The sequence below is a fragment of the Paeniglutamicibacter antarcticus genome, assembly GCF_039544305.1.
GTDB lineage: Bacteria > Actinomycetota > Actinomycetes > Actinomycetales > Micrococcaceae > Paeniglutamicibacter > Paeniglutamicibacter antarcticus_C.
In genome coordinates this window covers 65,133-82,495 of sequence record NZ_BAABLK010000035.1, presented here as the reverse complement: position 1 = coordinate 82,495, position 17,363 = coordinate 65,133, and the positions used below count along the sequence as shown (strand labels likewise).

Annotated in this window: 12 protein-coding genes; 7 read left to right on the top strand and 5 right to left on the bottom strand. The window is 64.3% G+C overall.

Annotated elements, in window-relative coordinates; all coding sequences use genetic code 11:
- Positions 1-3 precede the first annotated feature (3 nt).
- Positions 4-969: an NAD(+) diphosphatase gene (nudC, locus tag ABEA12_RS13465; protein ID WP_210100326.1), complete on the bottom strand. Its 966-nt coding sequence runs from the start codon at positions 967-969 to the stop codon at positions 4-6.
- A 236-nt stretch (positions 970-1,205) separates the two neighbouring features.
- Here nudC and ABEA12_RS13460 point away from each other — a divergent pair, with 236 nt between their 5' ends.
- Together ABEA12_RS13460 and ABEA12_RS13455 are read left to right on the top strand one after the other, a co-directional pair.
- On the top strand, positions 1,206-2,606 hold the full coding sequence (locus tag ABEA12_RS13460; RefSeq protein ID WP_345468614.1) for a phosphotransferase: 1,401 nt from the start codon (positions 1,206-1,208) through the stop codon (positions 2,604-2,606).
- 151 nt (positions 2,607-2,757) lie between these two features.
- Positions 2,758-3,429: a hypothetical protein gene (locus ABEA12_RS13455; protein ID WP_210100325.1), complete on the top strand. Its 672-nt coding sequence runs from the start codon at positions 2,758-2,760 to the stop codon at positions 3,427-3,429.
- A gap of 91 nt (positions 3,430-3,520) precedes the next feature.
- Here the strand turns inward: ABEA12_RS13455 and ABEA12_RS13450 are convergent, their stop codons facing one another.
- From ABEA12_RS13450 to ABEA12_RS13440, 3 genes are read right to left on the bottom strand one after another with little or no spacing between them, the layout of a single operon-like run.
- Positions 3,521-7,039, bottom strand: a complete 3,519-nt coding sequence (locus ABEA12_RS13450; RefSeq protein ID WP_210100324.1) for an ATP-dependent helicase — start codon at positions 7,037-7,039, stop codon at positions 3,521-3,523.
- On the bottom strand, positions 7,036-10,386 hold the full coding sequence (locus ABEA12_RS13445) for an ATP-dependent helicase (RefSeq protein ID WP_345468611.1): 3,351 nt from the start codon (positions 10,384-10,386) through the stop codon (positions 7,036-7,038). Before ABEA12_RS13445 ends, ABEA12_RS13450 begins: the two co-directional genes overlap by 4 nt.
- An 8-nt stretch (positions 10,387-10,394) precedes the next feature.
- Positions 10,395-10,802 (bottom strand): MGMT family protein, encoded by a 408-nt coding sequence (locus ABEA12_RS13440; RefSeq protein WP_345468609.1) that lies wholly within the window; start codon positions 10,800-10,802, stop codon positions 10,395-10,397.
- 119 nt (positions 10,803-10,921) lie between these two features.
- Between ABEA12_RS13440 and ABEA12_RS13435 the strand changes: the two genes are divergently transcribed.
- The 5 genes from ABEA12_RS13435 (at position 10,922) to ABEA12_RS13415 (ending at position 15,456) form a co-directional block, all read left to right on the top strand.
- Complete coding sequence (locus tag ABEA12_RS13435; RefSeq protein WP_210100322.1) at positions 10,922-11,602, top strand: 3'-5' exonuclease; 681 nt, start codon at positions 10,922-10,924, stop codon at positions 11,600-11,602.
- 404 nt (positions 11,603-12,006) lie between these two features.
- The gene (locus ABEA12_RS13430; RefSeq protein WP_210100321.1) at positions 12,007-12,987 is read left to right on the top strand and encodes a methionine ABC transporter ATP-binding protein; all 981 of its coding nucleotides are present in this window, start codon (positions 12,007-12,009) and stop codon (positions 12,985-12,987) included.
- A 3-nt stretch (positions 12,988-12,990) separates the two neighbouring features.
- Positions 12,991-13,671: a methionine ABC transporter permease gene (locus ABEA12_RS13425; protein WP_210100320.1), complete on the top strand. Its 681-nt coding sequence runs from the start codon at positions 12,991-12,993 to the stop codon at positions 13,669-13,671.
- 120 nt (positions 13,672-13,791) lie between these two features.
- Positions 13,792-14,643: a MetQ/NlpA family ABC transporter substrate-binding protein gene (locus ABEA12_RS13420; protein ID WP_210100319.1), complete on the top strand. Its 852-nt coding sequence runs from the start codon at positions 13,792-13,794 to the stop codon at positions 14,641-14,643.
- Positions 14,644-14,889: 246 nt separating this feature from the next.
- Positions 14,890-15,456 carry a MarR family winged helix-turn-helix transcriptional regulator gene (locus ABEA12_RS13415; protein ID WP_345468605.1) on the top strand — a complete coding sequence of 189 codons (567 nt, stop codon included), beginning with the start codon at positions 14,890-14,892 and terminating at the stop codon, positions 15,454-15,456.
- Positions 15,457-15,717: 261 nt separating this feature from the next.
- Here the strand turns inward: ABEA12_RS13415 and ABEA12_RS13410 are convergent, their stop codons facing one another.
- Positions 15,718-17,349, bottom strand: a complete 1,632-nt coding sequence (locus tag ABEA12_RS13410; protein ID WP_210100317.1) for a protoporphyrinogen/coproporphyrinogen oxidase — start codon at positions 17,347-17,349, stop codon at positions 15,718-15,720.
- Positions 17,350-17,363 lie beyond the last annotated feature (14 nt).

Below are 17,363 nucleotides of genomic sequence, written 5' to 3'. Positions count from 1 at the left end.
TGCCTAGTTTTCCAGGCTTTCAGGCTCGGGCAAGGCGCCCCCGAACCATTGCTCAATCAGCGCACTGGAGATCGAAACGCCTAAGGGGACGGTAATGGCACCTGAACGGACTTCAGCAGCCAGTTCCTCGCGGGTGAACCAGCGCAGGTCGATGATCTCCACACCGTCCGGCTTCAACTCGGTGCTAAGGGCGGTGGCCGTGAATCCCAGCATCAAGGAGCGCGGGAAAGGCCAGGGTTGCGACCCCATGTAACGCGGATTCTCCACGACGATCCCCGATTCCTCGGCAACCTCGCGGACAACAGCGCCTTCCAAGGATTCTCCCGGCTCCACGAATCCGGCCAGCGTCGAGAAACGTGTTCCGCCCCACGCTGCGTTCGCACCCAGCAACAAGCGGTCCTCTGCATCGGTGATTGCGACGATCACCGCGGGATCGGTGCGCGGAAAATGCGATTTTTCCTCGGCTGGACAATATTTGACCCACCCGGAGTCACGTACGATCAGCTCTCCACCGCATCCGGGACAGAAATTCATCGAGTGGCTCCAGTTGGTGATGGCCACGGCCTCCACGAAGAGCCCCGCATCCCGGGCCCCGATCCCGGCGGCGACATCACGCAGGCCAAGCCATTCACTGGGGTGCGTGGCATGGGTGCCCACCGCGCCTTCGGTCGCCTCCGGGGCGTCGTGGAAGGCATGGAGTACGATTTCCGCGCTGCCGTCATTGCCCAGGTAGACCTTGGTTCCGCCCTCGGGCACCTCAGCCAGCCCAAGAAGCACCAGCGTCCCGTCAACCACACGGGCACGGCCACCGATCATCACCAAGTGGAGGGTTGCCGGATTCATGAGCAATGTATCTAGCCAGCCTTCCTCTGTGCGCTGCTCGCAGCCGCGGTCGATGGCTACGCGGGACAGCGGCAAGGCTCCCAGTGCCGGATGATTGGTGACGGGATGCTGCACGGATTCGCTCATAGGATCCACCGTACTGATCCACTGGCACCAACGCATACTTCAGGACACCGGTTGTGGCTATCAGCGCACAAAACGGGGACGCTGCAAGTCCATCGACATCTGCCGGGCCAGCGCATCTTCCCGGGTACCGGCTTGCATGCGAGAAAGCTGGACGCCAGCAGGGAATGGTGGCCAATCGCACGACTCGCCGCGATCGGGCAGTACTCGGGCGCAGCTTGCGGACTACGGTAGATACTGTGAAACGCTCCCCCATGGAACTCGCTGCCATCGCCACCGCCGCGGTACCCGGCTTGGCGCCCACGGGCGTGGCCACGTTGCCTGACGACTCCAACGATTTCGACTCGGTACTCATCGTCGATGCGGCGAAAAACAGGTGGCGCGTGCGTTCCCCGCGCCACGAGGAAGCCAGCATGCGCCTGGAAACCGAGTTGGCCGCCCTGCGCGCCTTTTCCGCCGGTATCCGCGCATCGCTTCCCTTCCAGCTGCCATCTGTCGCCGGCACCGTGCGGCAGGGTTCGCTGCGCACCTTCGTGTACAACCACCTGCCCGGCCGGCAGTACTCGCTGGAGGACCTCGTCGGCCTGGGTTCACGTTGCGCCCGCGACCTGGGCGCGGTCATGGCCGCCATCCATTCCATGCCCGCCTCGGCGATCGATAGAGCCGATTTGCCTTCCTACACCGCCGAGCAGGTGCGCCAGCGCCGTCTGAACGAGCTCGATGCCGCCGCCACCACCGGCATGATCCCCTCGCGCCTGCTGCGCCGCTGGGAACATGCATTGGAAGACGTCGCGCTGTGGCGCTTCAACGCCACCGTCATCCACGGGGACCTGCATGAGGACCAATTGCTGGTCCAGGACGCCAAGGTCGTTGCGGTCACCGGTTGGACGGACCTGCAAGTGGGTGACCCGGCCGACGACTTCGCGTGGCTGGCAGCCGTGCACGAACAGTCCTTCGCCGAGGCCGCGTTTGAAAGCTATGTGGCCGTGCGCGGGGACCGCGCCGACCCACACATCATGCGCCGTGCATCGCTGGCCGCCGAGTTTGCGCTGGCCCAGTGGCTTGTCAAGGCTATCGCCGGCGGTGAAGCAGACCGAATCGCCGAGGCCAAGACCATGCTCGAGGAACTGGACTCTGACATTGCGGAGTACGGCGGACAGCCGATCTCCGTGGTTGAACCACCGCGCGCTTCCCGTCCCGAGCTGGCCGCCGCACCACTGCGCTCCGACACGACGGCCGAGACAACGCCGAGGCATGACGCGGACAAGACTCCCGCCACCGCAGGCGAGACCGACCCGAGGCCCGACAAAGACGGCGCTGGCGCAATCGCCGCGGAACCGGAAACCTCGGCACTGAAGATAGTGCCTTCCCCGGTGAGCGCCGTACCCGGCCCACCCGCGACACCGCCGGTTCGGCCAGGGTCCCCGCAGAAGCCGGCCGAAGCACCCAAGCCCGTTGCGGTTCCTGCACCCGAAAAGGCCGCAGAGACACCGGCGCCTTCCAAGTCGGCTCCCGGGCGAGCCGGCGAGCCGACCAGCGGCAACAGCGGATCGAAGGACGACTCGGCACAGTCTCCTGCCAAGGATTCGGCCGGGGCCGACACCACCGCGATCCCGATTCAACCAACCGAACCCAAATAGCAGGTCGGATTCCGTGTCGGCAAGCCTGCCGACATGGAGCCCCTTTTGCGGTTCACAGTAAATCCATTGTCTAGACTGATGGGCGTGCAATGGCGCCCCCCCAAGCGTTGCGGCATCACTTTCACCCTCAACGCACAGCGGAGTCCAACCAATGAAAACCTTCAAGAGCAGCTCCTTGCTTCTGGCAGTGGCAGCTTCAGCGGCGCTGGCCCTGGACGGATGCTCCAGCTCGGCAGAAAATCCGGCTGGTTCGGAGAATCCCCCGGCAGAGAAGCAGATCCAGGTCCCCGAAGCTTCGAAGATCCTTCCCCAGACTGCCGAAGTCATCAAGAACGCCACCTCGGTGTCGATGTCCGGTGAGATCACCCAGGAGGGCCAGATCATCAAGGTGGATCTTGCCGGAACCAACGACGGCTCCAACTCCAAGGCAGCGGTCTCCCTGGACGCGGGGAAGGAAGCTGCGGGCATGATTGATTCGCTGGTCGGTGACAAGTGGATTTCCACCTCCAATGCCAGTCAATTCGGCGACTTCAACGTAGGTGCCATGCTCAAGACCATGACATCGGGCGACTTTGAAGGCTCCGATTCGGGGAAGTTCACCGGTTCGTCCCTGGAGGACCTGGCCGGCGTGAAGGCATTCAAGTACACCGGTGACGAGAACGCCTACTGGATCGCTGCCGAGGGTGAACCGTACCTGTTGCAGGTCGAGGGTTCCGACGCGAAGGGCAGCGGATCGGGAAACATGAGCTTCAGCGACTGGAACGCCGTTTCACCGTTCAAGGCCCCCGCGGACTCCGAGACCGTGAGCATCCCAGGCCTCTAAGGCGCAAAGGCCACAATGCCGCGGGCCGGGAAGACCGGATGTAATCGATCTTCCCGGCCCGCGGCATATCTTCCGCCATTGTTGCTGGCTCCTACTTGTTCAGTGTGCTCATGGACGCGCTGATCAGTCTCTCGAGATCCGCCTCGTCGGCCAGGTCGTGAGGCCTGATGGTGGTTCCGGAGCCCACGTAGTAGAACGCCGCACGGACCTCGGACACGTCGATGCCGCGCAAGCGGGCCCAGCCCAGCCGGTACACCGCCAGTTGCAGCGTCTTGATCCGCAGTTCCTCTCCGCGTGGAACCCGCCCGGTCTTCCAATCCACCAGCAGCCAAGCGCCGTCGGGTTCCTGAAAGATCGCGTCGATGCGTCCACGCACGGACACCGGACCGATGCGCGTCTCGATGGCGGCTTCCACAAAAGCCGGTTGCCGCTCGGCCCACTCAGAGGCGAGGAACGCACCCTTCATTTCTTCCAGGTCCAGCGCATCGTCGATGTAGGCGTCGGCGGCCTCCATATAGTCGCCGAGTTCGAGCATTCCGGTGGCATCGAAGTACTCCTCGAGCCACGCGTGGAACGCGGTGCCGCGACGAGCAGCGGTTCCCGGACGGCGAGGGACCGGACGCCTTAGCTCCGCGAGCACGGCTTCGGCATCGGTGGCCAGGTCCACGAAGACCGAGGCCCGCACGTGCTTGGGGATCCCGGTGGTGCGCTCGGCGGTGATTTCATGTTCCCTGCGGGCCAGCAGCAGTTCGGCTTCCTTGAACCATGCCTCTCCCGTCGGGGTGCACCATGGGTCCTGGCCGGGCACCTGTCCCTCGCCATTTTCCCCGCTCTGCCCGGATGCGCGCTCGGGCGGATGCTCCGCGACAGGCCCGGCGGCATCCAGCACCGCATGTGCTGCGGCTTCCAATTTCGCCCGGCGCCCCACAGGGCGCGGCCGCTGCACGCCACCGCCAGTAACCACGGGACCCTCCAACGGGTCGTAGGGCCAACGGGCTTCCAGCGGCTGTTCGCGGAACGGGTTGGCTTCGGGCGCTTCCTCGTCCTCCACCCATGCGGTACGAGTGGCGCTGGGCCCCGGCGGGTCCGCCAGCGCCAGCATGTCCAGCAGGAAGCTGGAGGGTTGCGTGAGTTTGGTGCGTGTCCCCGTCCATGCAGTTGCCGAACAAACCAACAGCGACTTGGCCCGTGTCAGTGCGACGTAGGCCAGCCTGCGTTCCTCCAGCTCGGCGTGGGCCAGCACCTCGGACTTGAACATTCCTTCGGCCTTGACCACATCAAAAAGGGACTCCTGGTCGGTGTCCCACTGCGGCAAATCGTGCCTGTCCCCGCGCAGCGGCCACGGCAGCGCTGCGTCCCCGCTGGTCCAGCGTGAGTCGTTGGCACTGGGGAAGATCCCCTCATTCATGCCGGTCACGGCAACCACGTCCCATTCCAGCCCCTTGGAGGCATGGATGGTCAGCAGCTGCACGGCGTCCGGGTTCGATTCCCCCGGCACGATCGCCAGGCCGCCCTCCTTTTCGGCGGCGGCCTCCAACCAGGTCAGGAATCCTGCCAGGTCCACCCTGACCGAAGTGCTGGCGTAGTCCTGGGCGATGTCAGCGAAAGCGTCAAGATGGCGCCTGGCCTCGTGGATGCCCACCCCTGGCTTGGCAGCTACCTCGATGTCCAGGCTCATGGCGCGTTCGGTTTCGCGCAGCAGCGTCGCCAGGTCGTCGTCGATGAAGCCGCGCAAGTATCGCATTTCATCACGCAAGCGCCGCAGCCGGGCCAGCGCCTCGATGCTGAGCGCGCGTCCGTCGCCCGAGACCCAGTCAGGATGCGGCAGGTAGTCCAGGGCCTCGATAAGGCTGGCGGCATCGTTGAGTTCGGCGCGTGCTTCGGCACGGGTGATCTCCTCGGCGCTTTCGACCGCCTCGAGGTTTTCGGTTGCCCCGTTCCGAAGAGCGTATTCACGACGGCGTGCCAGGAAGCGCGACCAGTCGGCGAAGGCCATCAGGTCTGCCGGGCCGATGCGCCAGCGGGCTCCGGCCAGCAACCGCAACAGGTGGTCGGAGCGGTTGGGATCCACCAGCACGTGCAGGGTGGCAACGATGTCGGCGACCTCGGGCATGCCCAGCAGTCCGCCCAGGCCCAGGATCTCATAGGGGATTCCGGCGTCTTCGAGGCCTCGGGCTATCGGCATCAGTGCCGAGCGCGTACGGCAAAGCACCGCCATTGTAGGATTGCGTCCGTTCTCGGCGGCAAAGACCCGGCGTTCGGTAAGGAAACGTTGGGCCAGCGCCGCAGCTTCTTGGCCCCCGGTCGCGTAGCGGGCCAGCTCCACTGATCCTTCCCCGGCAAATGCGCTGGGTTTCAGCGACGGGACATTGATTCCCTCGGGCGCGACGGAATTCAACCGTGCCGAGACGGCGTTGGCAGCCGCCAGCACGTTGATCGAGTTGCGCCAGGCGGTGCTTAGGTAAGCCACCGAAGCCGGACGCAGCTGACGAGGGGGCTTGTCCGCCGCTGCCGCGTCACCGTCCCGCGAACCCCCGCTCCCGTGCGCCAATGCAGGAAACTCGGTGGGGAAGCGAAAGAGCTGGCCGGCCGATGCCCCGCGGAAGCCGTAGATGGACTGGTTTGGGTCCCCCACTGCCGTCAGTGCGTGTCCGTCGCCGAAGATGCATGAGAACAGGACCATCTGGGCGTGGGAGGTGTCCTGGAATTCGTCGAGCAACACCACCTTGAAGCGGGCGCGTTCACCGTGTGCGGCCTGTGGGATCTCCCGGGCGATGCGCGCAGCAAGAGCCACCAAGTCGCCGTAGTCAAGGGCGTCACGTGCGGCCTTTGCCCGAGCGTAGTCCACGGCCAGCTCGGCAATGGTGCCCCGAGTGCGCAGCCTGTCGAGCAACTTGCGGGCATCGAGTGAGGGCGCGGCCTGCTTGTCGATCCGGTACGGCAGCGCCTCGAGCCTGCCCACCAAGTCATCGATCCATTCCTTGGCCCTCACCAGGTCCACGAGGTGCTCGGCGCATTCCCCGGCGAAGGTCACTACCGCGTCGATGAGCGTGTTCTTCGAGGAGGCCAAGTGGTCGTAGTCCCCGTCGTAGGATTCGATGACCCCGGCAGCGACCTGCCATGCCTGCGCGGTGCCCAGCAATGCGGTGTCGGGCTCGACGCCGATGCGCAGCCCGTGTTCCTTCACCAAGGTGTTGGCGTAGGAGTGGTAGGTGGACACCGTGGGATCCAGCAGCCCCTCGTCCTCCAGCTCAAGGATCCCGGAGCGGGCGAGCTTCTCGAGCTGACCGCGGATGCGTTGGGCCAGTTCGCCGGCGGCCTTGCGGGTGAAGGTCACCCCGAGGATCTCCTCGGGGCGCACGAATTTATTGGCCACCAGCCAGATCACCCTGTCGGCCATGGTGGCGGTCTTGCCCGATCCCGCACCGGCAATGACCAGCAATGGTTCCAGCGGGGAGGAGATGATCGCGGCCTGCTCGTCGGTGGGCCGGTGTTGGTCGAGCATATCGGCGAGCTCGCGCGGCGAATACGTCCTCGTGGCTGCCGAGGGTTCAACGAGCCCGGCCTGGGCATGCTGCGCCGTGTCGTTCACTTCTTGAATCCGGCTCATGGCTCGGTGACCTGCCTTCCCTCGGAACACAATGGACAGATCCCGGGCAGGCGGCAGTTGCTGCCGCTGCGTCCGCCGCGCGCCGGGTCGTGGCGCGAGAGGAAGTCTGCATCGCCCATCAACGCTGCGGCCGCCAACACCATCGGCGTGGCCCAATCCTCGGTGGTGATTGCCTCTTGGGCTTGTTCGCGCGGGGACTTGGTGCTTGTGCCAAGCTGGACCAACGAGGCCCCCGCGGGAACCCGGGTCAATTCCTCGGCGGTCTTCCCGGCGAGCGCGCCGTTGATGACGGCTGCCTGGTAAGCGCCGAGCTGCGGATGGCGTTCAACGTCCTTGCCGCTGGGCTGGGACTTGCCGGTCTTCAGGTCAACCACCCATGGGTTTCCTGCCTCGTCGGCTTCCACCCGGTCAACGACCCCGCGCAGCAGTGCCGCTCGCGGGGCACCCGGATCTGCCGGCGCGTCCGGTTCTTCGGTGGTGGGCGTCGTGGCATCGCCCGGGGCCGGGATAACGACCTCGAAGGGGATCTCCCGGCCGATCAGCCGCCTGTTCGCGGTGCGCATCATCACGTTGTAGGCGGCCAGCTTCTTCAACATCGCCTCGGCGCGCTCGCGGTCCCGGGCCCCTTCCCAGTTCTGCGGCATTTCCAGTTCGCCCCAGCGTTGACCCAGCACCTGCTGGTATTGGTCCCCGCTGGCTTCGGGATGTTCCTCCGCGATGGAGTGGACCAAGGTACCCAGGGACCTGGCGAAGTCGGTGGCGGCTTCTCCCCCGGCCGCCTGGACAAACCAGTTCAGCGGGGAGTTCATCACCGCTTCGACCTTCGAGGGCGAGACCTTCACCGGCTCCCCGAGCGGAACCACCGCTCCGCTGGACGTCGATTCGGCCAATCCCCACCACTCATCAGGGTGTGCACCGCGAACCGGATGCCCGGTGGATACAAGGGTTCCCAGCACAGCGGTGGCATCTTGGTGCAGCGGCGCCCGCGCATCATCAAAAGCGGTGGCCTCGGCTGCCTGCCGCAGTTCGGCAACCAACGCGCTCAGCGTCCGGGGCCTTGGCACGAAGACGGTGCGTCGCCCCGCCACCGCCCCGAGGGGGTCGATGATGTCAAGGAACGATGATGGCTGGGTGTCTTCTGAGGCAACGGCCACGGCGATGGCTTTCTCGGCGGCGCGGGAGATCGCGTTGGCGAAGGTGCGCAGTTCATCGGCCCGAGTCTCGCGGATCAGCGAGGCCAGGTTGCGCCCGGGCAGGATCGCCGGGCCATGTTCGATCACGTCGCTGAGCGCCCCTCCACCAAGAAGCTCCCCGCGCAACTTGGTGTTGGGCCAGATCCCTTCCTGCATCCCGGGGATCAACACCAGGTCCCATTGGCGTCCGGCCGCGGCCGCGGTGGTGAGCACCTGGACCGAGGCAATGTTGCCACCTCTGCTGGCCAAGGTGTCCATGGGCAGTTCCTGTCCAAGCACGTGCTGGACAAACTGGGCGACGGAGGACCCCGGCAGTTGGTCAACAAAGCGTTCGGCGGATTGGAAGATGGCCAGCATCGCATCGAGGTCGTGGTCCGCCCGGCTGCCCAGCACCCCGCCCTCCAATGCGGTCTTCGTCCATTTCTCACTCATGCCGCTGGCTGCCCAGAGCGACCACAAGGCGGTTTCTGCGTTGACGTTGCTGCTTTCGAGCTCCGTGGCCAGCGCCTTGTACATCCTGGCCAGGCGCCTGGCCCCGGCGGCCTCCCGTCCCATGGTCTCCAAGAGCTCCAGCTCCTGGAGCATTCCGGCGAGCAGCTCGGCGCTGGAGAGGTTTCCGCCTTGTTCGACCTCGTGGCGACGCAGTCCCTGGCGCAACCTGCGCACATCGAGCGCCGAGGCGTTCGCGTAGCGGGACATCAACAATTCCTGTAGCAGCAAGGGGTCCTGTGGCTCGGCCCCGGGTGTCAGGGCCAACAGCATCAAATCCAGCAGCGGACGCACCGCCGGTTCCTCGCGCAGCGGTGTTTCGGCCGGCGGGGTATTCACCGCGATCCCTGCCCCGGCCAGGTACTTGGCCATGGAGCGGACCTGGGCTCCATTGCGCAGGATCACCGCCATAGTTTCCAGCGGGCGCTTGTGGATCAGGTGTTCCTCCAGCAGCCGTTGGGCCACCAGGCGTTGCTCATGGATCGGCGAGTCCACGAGCGCGACCTCCACGCTTGCCGGTTGGACCTGCGCGGGCTCATCGGGGGCTGTTTGCTCCGCTGGCTCCGGGCCCGTCGCGGCATCCCGGGGGGCGGGCTGTTGCGTGTGGGGGAAAGCCAAGGTCCTTCCGCTGGCCCCGGCTGCCACCGGGATGCGCCTGGCGATCCTGCCCCAGGCCTCGGCCAGCTCGTGGTTCAGCCGGTAGGAGGTGGTCAGTTCGATCCTCCGGGCGGGGTTTGTCTTGGTTCCCAGCCGCTGCCCGAATTCGCCCAGCATGTCCGGACGGGCACCGCGGAACCCCTGGACCACGTTGTCGGGCACGGCGAAGGCCAGCAGGTCCCGTCCACGTGCCAGCATCGCGAGCAGGCGCTGTTGCGCCGGGTTGGCTTCCTGCAGGTCATCAACCATCACCAGGTGGAGCCGCTCGTGCTCTGAGGCGAGAAACCCGGGGTTGTCCTCGAGGATGTTTGCCGCGGCGGCCAGCAAGCCCGCCGGGTCGAATGCCTCGGCGCTGCCCAGGTCCAAAAGGTCTCGGTACTCCTGGTAGAACTGTGCCGAGGCCACCCATTCGGGACGCAGCAGGGACTCACCGAGGTCCTGCAGCGTTCCGGCCTCCAACCCGTGCTCGGAGATCCGGTCAAAGAGTTCGCGCAGCTCCTTGCGGAAGCCGCGGGTGCCGATGGCCTCACCCAGGGACTCTGGCCATTGGGGTCCGGCAGTGATCCCCTGCGCGTGCCCCTCGAGCAGGTGCCCGATCAGGGTGTCCTGCTCGGGCCCCGAGAGCAGGCGCGGCGGACGCGTCAGTCCCGGCAGCAGGCCCTCGAGCCTGGCCCGGCGGATCAGGTCGAATGCATAGGCAGACCAGGTTCGCACAGCCGGCTCGGAGAAGGTCTTCTCGGTGCTGGCCGAGAGGTCCTCGCGCAACGTGGCAGCCGCCGACCGCGTGGGTGAAAGCACCAAGACATGTTGCGGGTCAAGCCCTGCATCCAGTCGCCCGGCGAGTACCCGCAGCAGCGTCGTGGTTTTTCCTGTGCCAGGTGCGCCCAGGACCAGGACCGGACCGTGTCCGGGTTCCAGGTCCAAGAGTTCCTGCTGCGCGTCATCGAAATCCGGTCCATCGCAGGTGGCTGTTGCCATGGGGTTCGGTGTCGGGGCGAGGGTGTCCATGTGCTCCATCAGATCATTCGCGGGTGACGTTTTGGAATCGGGAGCTTGCCGGCCAGCTTCTCGATCCGCTGGTGCTCCTCCTCCGTGGGGATCCAGCGCGCCAGCTTCATCCTGACCCCGGACGCGGTGCAAGGAATCGCCTCGTTTTCCCAGTGCACCCGGGCGCGCTGTTGCAGCTCTTGGGCCAGGGTGCCGTTGGAACGGATGACCCGCCACCAACACCCCTCGGAGCTGCCGCCCATCGCCTTGCCGACCTGTCGCGGCCCGCCGGAACCCAGCAGTTCGGCGACGTCCCCGTAGGAGAGCACCTTGCCCGCGGGAATCATCGAAACCAGGGCGAACACCGCTTCGTCGTACTCCAGGTCCGCACCCGCGAAAGGATCATCGGCAGTCGCCGCGCAACGTTGCTGGTTCACCGTTCTCCCCCGTACATGCTCATGGCCATCCACCCATTATCGGGTCTCTGCTTCGCGAACCAACCACAACCGCGCTGCGGTGTGCCAAAGTGTCGCCCGTTCCCGGTAGCGTTGGGCCCATGACTTCTTGGCACACCCTCCCCCGCGCCGCGTTCGACCTCGAAACCACCGGTCGCGATCCGCTCGATGCGCGTATCGTCACCGCTTCAATCGTTGTGATCAACGGTCGCTCGGAAATCCTGCAGTCCAAGGAATGGCTGGTGGACCCCGGGGTGGCAATCCCCGAGGAGGCGTCGGCCATCCATGGCATTTCCACCGCCAAAGCCCAAGCCGAAGGCATGGATGCCGCTACCGCGGTGGCCGAGATCTCCGCTTTCCTGGCCGATCTCTTCCAGACCATGCCGGTGATGGCGTTCAACGCCGCCTATGACTTCACCGTGCTCGACCGAGAGGCCAAGCGCCACGGGTTGGCACCGATCTCACCGGTCCCGGTCATCGACCCCTACATCTTGGACAAGCAGGTCGACAAGTACCGCCGCGGCAAGCGCAATCTTTCGGTGATGAGCGAGTTTTACGGGGTGAAGTTGCTTAACGCACACACCTCCGCGGCCGATGCCGCAGCCACCATCGGGATTGCCGACGCGCAGGCCACCAAGTACCCCCAGCTCCAGGTCGAACCAGGGGAATTGCACGGCCGGCAGGTCAAGTGGGCAGCGGAGCAGGCAGCAAGCCTGCAGGAATACTTCCGCCGCAAGAACCCGGACGCCGTCGTTGACGGTCAGTGGCCCGTCAAGTCCTAGTCAACGCCGCACACACCAATTCACGGGGATCCTTCCGGGGGTCCCCTTGGGCATGTGGTGGGCGCGTTCGCTTCACCCTGCCTTGGGCGCCGGCAACCAGACAGCGGTGGCGGACGCTCTATCCACCCGCCACCGCGGAATGGACGCTCCCCTGCCGACCCAAACCCCGGCGTGTGCCAGTTCACCCCGTGGCCGGGAACCCCCTTTGAGCACTAATACAAGACTCGTTCATCGGGTTCTTTGATGAAGTGTCCGTTCAATCGATGAACAAGCACCCAAACCTGTCCTTGCGATGTTGAGATGCAAGGAATAACACTATCTGGCCACGATTGCGCTGCGATCGTTCGATCGTGATTGAATAACTGGTACCCCTTTTCTTTGTTTGATTGCTAAGGACACCCCTTTTGATCACAGTCACCGACCTGCGCAAGGTCTACCGGCAGGGCGACCGCACCGTCGTTGCCCTCGACGGTGTCTCCCTGCGCGTGGATGCCGGACAAATCCACGGCATCATTGGCCATTCAGGCGCAGGCAAGTCAACCCTCGTGCGCTGCCTGACCTTGCTGGATCGACCCACCTCCGGGTCCGTCTCTGTGAACAACAAGGAACTGGCCAACGTCTCCGACAGCGATCTGCGCACCGCACGGCGTCGCATCGGCATGGTCTTCCAGCATGCGAACCTGATGGACTCGCGCACCACGGCACAGAACGTGGCCTTCCCCCTTGAATTGATCGGCACGCCCAAGGCCAAGATCGCGCCAAAGGTCTCTGCCCTCCTGGAACTCGTTGGGCTGACCCAGTTCGCCGATGCCTACCCGGCGCAGCTCTCCGGTGGACAGCGCCAGCGCGTGGGCATTGCCCGGGCACTGTCCTCGGATCCCGATGTGCTGCTGTGCGACGAGCCCACCAGCGCACTGGATCCCAAGACCACCGACGAGATCCTTACCCTCATCAAGTCGGTGCGCGACAGACTGAACCTCACCGTGCTGATCATCACCCACGAAATGTACGTCGTGAAGCAGGCCTGCGACTCCGTCTCGCTGCTCGAGGCAGGGCGCATCGTCGAACACGGGGACATCGCCAAGGTTGTGGCCGATCCCGCAGGAAGGCTCTCCCAGGCGTTGTTGCCGATGCCCGAGGGACTGCCCGCCGGAGTCGTTCTGGACCTGCTCTACTCCGGGGACCAGGCTGCCGATCCGGTCATCTCCTCTATCGCGCGCACCTTCGACACCGATGTCAACGTCTTGGCCGGGTCCGTTGAGCAGCTCGGTGAGCACCAGTTTGCGCACCTGCGCATCCAGCTTCCCGAGGGCTCGGACATCACCGCCATCACCAATCACCTGCTCGCCAACGGCGTTGCCGTGACGCTCAAGGAGGCCAAGTAGTCCATGGACTTCTTCAACGACCTAATAGCCAATCCCGGCATTACCAAGGCCATGTGGCCTGCGACGCTCGAGACCCTGCAAATGACGGGGATCTCCGCGCTGTTCACCGTCGTGATCGGCTTGCCGCTGGGCGTCCTGTTGCTGAACACCGCCCGCGGCGGACTCACCCCGATCCGCTGGCTCAACGTGGTGCTCTCGGGAATCATCGTGAACATCACCCGCTCGATCCCGTTTGCCATCCTGATGGTTTCCCTGATTCCTTTTGCCGCACTGGTGGTGGGCACCTCGCTGGGCCCCGTCGCCGCATCGGTGTCCCTGACCATCGGGACCATCCCGTTCTTCGCCCGGTTGGTGGAAACGGCGCTGCGTGATGTCTCCTCCGGAAAAATCGACGCCGCCTTGGTCATGGGTTCGACCAAGCTGCAGGTCGTGCGCAAGGTCCTGGTTCCCGAGGCGCTGCCCGGGATCATCGCCGCGGCCACCACGACCATCGTCACCCTCATCGGGTACTCCGCGATGGCGGGCCTGGTCGGCGGAGGTGGGCTGGGGCGATTGGCCTACAACTACGGGTTCCAGCGCTACGACTTCACCATCATGATGGTCACCATCGTGATCATGGTCGTCCTGGTCCAGTTCGTCCAGATCCTCGGTGACTGGTTCGCCCGCGTGGTCGACCACCGCTAGACGTTCACCATCCACAGTATTCCGGCGGTTCGTTCCGTCGGCACGCAGCCAGTAGCCGCTAGCCGCGTAAGCCGCCCGATGTCCAAGAAACACGGGTCTTGATGTAAAGGAACGCAGCCAATGCGTAAGAAACTCGCACTTGCCCTGACTGGTGTCGCCACTTTGTTCGCACTGACGGCTTGCGGTGGCGGCACTGCCGCTGCCCCCAGCGCGGATGCCAAGCTCGACCCCGCCAACCCCACGATCGTGAAGGTCGGTGCCAGCCCGATCCCGCACGCACAGATCCTTGAGTTCATCGACGAGAAGCTCGCCAAGGATGCCGGCATTGACCTGGAAATTACCGAGATCGATGACTACCAGACTCCGAACATCGCCCTGAGCGACGGCACCATCGATGCCAACTACTTCCAGACCCAGGCCTACCTGGATGACCAGGTGGCGACCAAGGGCTACAAGTTCGACCACGGTGCGGGCGTCCACGTGGAGCCGCTGACCGTGTTCTCCAAGAAGTACAAGGACGCGGCCTCGGTTGAAGAGGGAGCCGTCGTGGTCTTGAACAACGACCCCGTCAACCAGATCCGCGGAATGCGCGTACTGGAATCCGCCGGGTTGCTCGCGGACCTAGACGACAAAGACTCCGCCTTGACGGTGCAGGACGATGCCGCCAAGAACCCGAAGAAGCTCAAGTTCCAGGAAGTGAACTCCGAGCAGGTGCCGAAGTTCTACCAGGAGGACCCCACCGTCGGCCTGGCCGTGGTGAACGGCAACTACATCATCCAGGCCAAGCTTGACGCCAATGAGATCCTGGCCCAGGAATCGCCCGAGAACAACCCGAACGCCAACTTCCTGACCTGGCGCGAGGGCGAAGAAAGCGCAGGAGTCGCGAAGCTCGAGGAGCTTCTCCACTCCGATGAGGTCGCGGAATACATCAAGACCACGTGGACCGAGGGTTCGGTCATCCCGGCCACCTAACATCTCGTTGCCCGGCGCTGGATGCCGGGAAAACAAAATCAACCCTCGTGGTGCGCATCCCCTCTACCGAAGACTCGTGTCGGGGGCTGCGCACCATCTTGGTTAAGGCAAAAAACCCAGAGCAACGCTTGACAGCCGGTTACGGCACCGGCACCGGCACCGATAAAGTTGGCCCATCGTGGGCCTCAGCGCAGTATCATGGGTAAGTATGATTATCATTCTCCCCAGCGAAAGGGTGCGATCCGCTTGAAACTCGAAGAGCTTCCAAAGATCTACGACCTCAGCGCAAGCGACCCTCGCAGTGAATTGATAGACCGATCCGCCCAAAGCCACGAAGAGCTTCAGCGGATCGATCGGATCATGGCCGAGATGGGCAGACTACGTGCTGTCGAGCGTAAGATATCGCTCGCGTCACAGCAATACATGCAGCTAAACGAGACAGATATGAGGGCAGTCCGTTTCCTGATCTCTGCAAAAAACACAGGTTCCTTTGTAACACCCAGCGCGCTGGCGAAGCATCTGAAGATCAGCACGGCCTCGGTGACCAAAATGATCGACAAGATGGAAAAGGCCGGGCACGTTGTGCGCACCGCCCACCCCACGGACCGGAGGTCCCTGTGTGTCGAGGTGACCAATGGCGCGCACATAGCCGCCCGAGAACAAGTCGGACGTCATCACGCCGCACGCTTCGGTGCTGCAGCTCGGCTGAGCCAGGCCGAGCAGGAAACCGTCATTCGTTTTCTAGCCGAAACAGCACATGACGTTGAGGCCAGCATTGCTTCGGTTCGCGAGCCGGGTGTTCCTGCCGCCTAGCGGCGTAGATCCGCGATGTTCGGGAACCTGCAACCGCAAGTTGGTCCCCGCAAGCCATCAGGATCCTTCGACCGATGGCGGGCCATGAGTATCGTTGTCCCGATCCGATCGGTGGCCCTTCGCTGTCCATGGATGACATACAAGCTGCCTAGTCCTCCGTGTTGCCCCCGCGAGCGGAAAGATCTGCTCCGTGCCAGGCCACGACCGGGGACCACGTGGACCCCAGGGTTTTCCGACGGCTGATCCTTGGGATGGATCTGATCACCCAAGTAGTTTGCGCAGGCCGATTCCGTATCCGGCCTTCGCGACCACGGCTCCGGCTGGCCGCAGCCACCGCGGCAACCACGCGGGGCGAAGGCTCTGGCGCCAAATGATCAATACATCAGAACCCTGCTGCTCGACGGTAGCCTCTACTTCGCCTGCCACGGGCCCGAACTTCGATACTTTCAAGAACCCCGGGGATCGGTCTGCCGGGGGCTGCGCCAGCCGTACCGTCATGCGGTCAGCGAATTTCACCGGACCTATTTGCGTCAGCCCGACAAATTCCAGGCCTTCATGCATGTGGCTTGCAGCAGGCGTCACCGCAGTGAATGGGATGGCCTTGCTGTGGCGATCGAGATCAATAAGTTTATGCCACACATCGGACGCGTTTCCGCGTTGCCGTAGGCGGACGGTGAAGGTGTCCGTGCCTCTCGTTCGCCGATTCTGGACGGCGTGTGGGCCGCTGAGGTCCGCAGCGGCGGCTGCGCCGCTGGCAAGCGCTCCTTGGATGGAGGCTTCGGCGGTGTCACCGGCGATGAGAACACCGGGCATCGTGCTGTATAGCGCGCGATGGCCCGGTGTGATGACAGGTAGCGCATCGTGGACGTCGTGGCGCACCAGCAATCGCCAATCAGGGTTATCGATCCCGAGGATCCCGGCAGCCTGGGCCAGCGCCTCCCCATCATCCAAACCGTGCGCGCCGACGGCCGTGGCTTGCACCAGATGCTGGCCTGCCGGGGCGTACGACGGACAGATATTGGATATGACCGATGTGTGAGTGAGCCTGGCACCGTCGCGAACGTCCACGTGCAGGAAGGTCGACGCCGTGGGACGCCGGGATGCGGCAAACCACCACGTCGTGAGACCGTTCATGGCGGGCTCTGCTTGCCCGGTAAGTCTGGCGCTGGAACGGGGGCCAGCGGCCAACACCACCCGGTCTGCGCTTAAGTGTTCTCCGGAGGCGCAGTGCACGCTGACCCGACCGTCCTTGGCTGTCAGTGACTCTGCCGCCGTGGAAAATCGGATCCGGTCCATAACCGGTTCGGCCAGCTGATGGGCCATGGCGCTCATTCCCTTGGCCGGAAGCGAGGGGATTCCCTTGAGGAAGTACCAAGCAAGTTTTCGGGCGAACGGGGCAGCAACCACCAGCTCCGCATCTCCCACCACCCCGGCGAAGAAGCGCTCAATGACCTTGCGGAACGGATCAGATAATCCAGCAGCTTCGACGCTTTGTTTCAGTGTCCGTGACTTGTCGCCGGCCAGACGGGTCCAACGCAGAAGGGCCAAAAGATCCGCCGGCGCCACGATGCCACTGATAAGCCCCAAAATGTGGGAGGGGTGACGGAAAGGATCGGCCAGGACGCGGACACCGTGCTCATCCCGCACCGCGACGCCACGGCCCGAGGCGTGCAAGACCAGCGCTTTCAAATCCAGCGCTCGCTTGGCCTCCGGGTACCCGGGATTAATAAGCTGAAAGCCCCGATCGCAGCGGAACCCGTCGATCACCTCGGTGTCGACGCGTCCACCGATTCGCTCGGAAGCCTCCAATACCGTTACGTGGTGGCCCTGTGAAACCGCAAGCCTGGCGGCGTGCAACCCCGCCAGACCTGCACCGACGACTATTACTTCCATGACAACTTCCCTAC

Bases quoted from the DNA above. Each gene is read 5' to 3' on its own strand.
- nudC (WP_210100326.1), bottom strand. From the start codon at position 969: ATGAGCGAATCCGTGCAGCATCCCGTCACCAATCATCCGGCACTGGGA.
- ABEA12_RS13455 (WP_210100325.1), top strand. From the start codon at position 2,758: ATGAAAACCTTCAAGAGCAGCTCCTTGCTTCTGGCAGTGGCAGCTTCA.
- ABEA12_RS13450 (WP_210100324.1), bottom strand. From the start codon at position 7,039: ATGAGCCGGATTCAAGAAGTGAACGACACGGCGCAGCATGCCCAGGCC.
- ABEA12_RS13445 (WP_345468611.1), bottom strand. From the start codon at position 10,386: ATGGACACCCTCGCCCCGACACCGAACCCCATGGCAACAGCCACCTGC.
- ABEA12_RS13435 (WP_210100322.1), top strand. From the start codon at position 10,922: ATGACTTCTTGGCACACCCTCCCCCGCGCCGCGTTCGACCTCGAAACC.
- ABEA12_RS13425 (WP_210100320.1), top strand. From the start codon at position 12,991: ATGGACTTCTTCAACGACCTAATAGCCAATCCCGGCATTACCAAGGCC.
- ABEA12_RS13420 (WP_210100319.1), top strand. From the start codon at position 13,792: ATGCGTAAGAAACTCGCACTTGCCCTGACTGGTGTCGCCACTTTGTTC.
- ABEA12_RS13410 (WP_210100317.1), bottom strand. From the start codon at position 17,349: ATGGAAGTAATAGTCGTCGGTGCAGGTCTGGCGGGGTTGCACGCCGCC.